At 60.6% G+C, this 4,008-nt stretch carries 2 pseudogenes; both read right to left on the bottom strand.

Annotation, left to right across the window (positions count from 1 at the left end):
* Nucleotides 1-1,004: 1,004 nt before the first annotated feature.
* Nucleotides 1,005-2,301, bottom strand: a pseudogene (locus tag E3O50_RS09340) (IS256 family transposase).
* 1,246 nt (nt 2,302-3,547) lie between these two features.
* A pseudogene (locus tag E3O50_RS09335) lies at nt 3,548-3,835 on the bottom strand (IS3 family transposase); the annotation flags it as partial.
* Nucleotides 3,836-4,008: the final 173 nt, after the last annotated feature.

Here is a 4,008-nt window from a genome sequence, read left to right as displayed (position 1 = left end):
GCAAACGCCACGGCTACCGAACGCCCGCAGAAGTCCTCGCCACGCTAATCTCGAACCCAACCAATCAAACCGGTGTTGCAGACACCACTTGAATCCGCCTCTCATCAACTATTAGCTTTGTGAGACTGTGCTGGGCACTGCGACCTTGACTGCCGTCGGTGTGCCCCCAAGAGTGGGGCGATTTCGCCGGGCGCGTTGTGTGCGTGTCAAAACACGCGGGATGATCAACAAACACGGCGTCCTTTGAGTGGTGCTGCGTTAGGAATTTGGGGGAATTTCCATTGCGCGCTAATAGGCACAGTGTTCTGGTTGCGTTTGCGTGGATTATGGCCGTGGCCGTTGGCGGGTTGGCAGGAGCCGCACCCAGTGCGATGGGAGCAACTTCATCGTGGAGTGAATCGTCGCCGACGGCGGACCCGTCGGCATCGTCTTCTGCTTCTGTGCAGGAAGCGGATGCTCGGGCAGCGCAAGTAACTCAAGCAGCAGTGGACCGGTGGAGTACGGCGTCCCGGTCATCTGCCGCCGCGCAGCAGACTAGTCAAGTCAAGGTATTTCCTGAACCCCCCATTACTAGTGCGGCAAAGCGACAAGTTGCGGTGTCGGCCTCGTCTGCGGAGAAGCTGGCCGCCGGTGTTGGGGAGGTCTCCCCGAGAAGCATGGCTGCGTTGCCGACGTCTACGGTAAACAACAACACGTTCGGCACTGGAACGGCTTCGATTAGCGGGACCGTCCTCATGGCGGGGTCGCCAAGTTTTGCCAACGCTCAAGGCGTTCTAGTCACCGCATACATACAAAGCAGTTGGGGTGCTTGGGTCGCCTATACCTCACTTTTACGATTTCAGTGAGATGGCGTCGAATTTGAGTTTGGATTCCTTGGCAGCTGCGATTTCGCGCGCCTGAGCTCGAGCGCGCGCCTTTTTGGCGCGTGCTTCGGCCATCGCGAGTTGAGCTTTGGGCGCCCAGAGGCGGGTCTGTCAAGTTTTCGGTGTAACTGGGTTTGATTTTTAGTTGTCTCGGATAGACAGGCGGCCGTTGAAGGTGATGTCGAAGGCGTTGAGGGCGGCCTTCCATCGTTGGGTCCAGCGGGCTCGTCCTTGGCCGGTGGGGTCCAGACTCATCACGGCCAGGTAGACGCATTTCAGTGCGGCCAACTCGTTGGGGAAGTGGCCGCGGGCGCGGACGGCCTTGCGGATCCTCGCGTTGACGGACTCGATCGCGTTCGTCGTGCAGACGATCCGGCGGATCTCGGCGTCGAACTGCAGGAATGGCACGAACTCGGCCCAGCTCGCTTCCCACATCCGCACGATCGCCGGGTACTTCTTCCCCCACGCCTCGACGAACTCGAGGAAGCGTTCCTCGGCCGCNGACGAACTCGAGGAAGCGTTCCTCGGCCGCGTCGACGGTCGCGGCGGTGTAGACCGGTTTCAGGGCCTTGGCGATCTTGTCCCAGTCCTGCCGTGCGGCGTAGCGGAAACTGGCCCGCAATAGGTGCACAACGCAGGTCTGGGTGATCGCCTCCGGCCACACGGCCCCGATCGAGTCGGGGAGGCCTTTCAGCCCGTCGCAGACGACCATGCACACGTCCCGGACACCCCGGTTCTTGATCTCGGTCAGCACCTGCAGCCAGTACTTCGCGCCCTCGCCACCGTCCCCGGCCCAGAGCCCGAGGATGTCGCGGTTGCCCTCGACAGTCACGGCCAGGGCCACGTAGATCGGCCGGTTCGCGACCTGCCCATCGCGGACTTTGACGTGGATCGCGTCGATGAAAATCACCGGATATACCGGGTCAAGAGGCCGGTTCTGCCACTCCGTCATGCCCTCGAGCACCCGGTCAGTGATCGTGGAGATCGTCGTCTTGGACACCTCGGCCCCATACACCTCGGCGAGGTGCGCGCTGATGTCACCGTGGGTCAGCCCGCGCGCGGACAGCGACAACACCAGCTCGTCTACTCCGGTCAGGCGCCGCTGGTGCTTGCGCACGATCTGCGGCTGGAACGACCCGTCCCGGTCCCGCGGCACCTCGATCGGGACCGGCCCGATATCCGTCAAAACCGTCTTCGTCCGGGACCCGTTCCGTGCGTTCGAGGCCGACCCGGACCTCTCGTGCTTCTCATAACCGAGGTGATCGGTGATCTCGCCCTCGAGCGCGGATTCCAGGACCATCTTCGTCAGCTGGCCCAGCAACCCGTTCTCGCCCGTCAGAGCGAGACCCTGCTCCCGGGCCCGCCCGACCAGCTGGTCCACGAGCCGGCCATCCACCACGTCCTCATGCTTCACCGTCGCCACGGCCTCGTCCTCCATCACGCCAAGAATCACATCAGTCATCAGGCACCTCCATTGTTAGGAGTTACACCGAAAATCGTATAGTCCCCCTCTTTGCCATAGATGACAGGAATGGGGACATTTCGATCGGCGGCACAGCCACTGGCGGAGTTGGTCTTGCCTATCCCGTTGCGGCAAGTGTTTCCGGCGTGGTGCAAGTCAGCAATGCGCGAACGATTGACCAACTCGGTGGTCAATTCTGGAATGCTGGAGCGGGGGCCTTCGAGGGACCCGGTGGAGTCGCAAGCGGCTTTTGGGGATCGGCCTGTGACGCCCCCGGAGGCACTGTGATTGGCGGCGAGATTGGCATTGGAACCGGTGCGGGCCTAGCGGTCCATGGGCTGGACACCTACACATTGACCCAGACGTATCTGAAGTTCAATCCGATTCAGTTCTTCCAACAAGTAAGTTCGTGGTTTAGGTGGTGATTAAATGACGTTCAGTGGCCTCTACAACAGCCCCAAATCGGCATGGTTCCGCACCCAAGTGATGAATCCGTGGGCGAGGCTGAATGTCTCACGCCAAACCGTCGAACTCTCGGATGCCACTCCCGTTGGTCTAGGGCATGACACTTACGTCTGGACAATGGCCAGTGGGGTCGAATTCAACCGGCAGAAGCTGCGGGGAAGCTCGTGGGTTGGCCTACGTGGAGCCGGAGAGCGCGATTGGATCTGGTTCCGACCCAACCCGTTTCGAACCCAAGCTCTGGAGGAAGTGTGCGCAGCGCTTTCGGCAGCTGGTGCACACGAGGTTGTCCTGGCGCGGCTAGATCCCATGGAGATCTTCCCCGTACGGCCTCTGGGAACTGTCGCCATGGTCGTGGCGGGGGCGCTCATGGTCGGCTTCGGTTTCGCATTTTCTGACCGAACCGACCTTGCGAACCTCATAGCGGGGATACGCCCCATGGGTTTCTTCGTTTTGGCCCTAGGTCTCGTAATCGGGATCCGGTTCATCGTCAGCAAGGCAAGAACGCGACGGAAGTCTCACCAGTGAAAGCTGTATCAGCGCTCTTCGAAAAGTAGGCCAGTAATGCTAACGGCCTACTTTTCACTCACGCGTCGAAAAACTGCAACTGGTCCGAGCTGCGGATGAGGTCATAGGCACCGGCCACGGCTTGATGGGAGTAAAAAGTCTCCGCGTGCGATCAAATGTACCCAGGGCTGTTGCGGTGCGGACTAGATGTTGGGACTGCCCCGAGTTCAGTTGACTCAAAGGGTTAGTGGTCTCAGGCGGCTTTGAGGGCCACGTTTATTGTCTCAAACTCGATCGGGGTGAGCTTGCCGAGGCGGCGTTGCCGGCGCTTGCGGTGGTATGTCCGCTCGATTCAAATCACCATCGCGAGGCGCAGTTCCTCTCGGGTTGACCACCGCTTCCGGTCGAGGACGTTCTTCTGCAGCAGCGCGAAGAAGGACTCCATCGCGGCGTTATCGCCGCATGCGCCGACGCGGCCCATCGACCCGGTGATGCCGTTGTTCTTCAGCACGCGCAGGAACGCGTTGGAGCGGAATTGGGCGAGTTCAACCGGTCGTTGCAACACCGGGCTGTTTGAGTAACTGTAGTTGTTGGCTGAACACTTCGGCCGGAGTCTTGTTAACGCCGACTGAAAACAGGGCCACTTCTGCCAACTGAAAACAGGGCCACTCTCGTGTTGTTCTAGTGTGCCGTAGTCGCGGCGGGTTGGTGTTG

Origin of the sequence: Cryobacterium sp. MDB1-18-1 (assembly GCF_004402735.1) — a bacterium.
Classification (GTDB): Bacteria; Actinomycetota; Actinomycetes; order Actinomycetales; family Microbacteriaceae; genus Cryobacterium; species Cryobacterium glucosi.
Note: the sequence above shows the minus strand (reverse complement) of the source record. Positions and strands in the feature narration are given on the sequence as shown.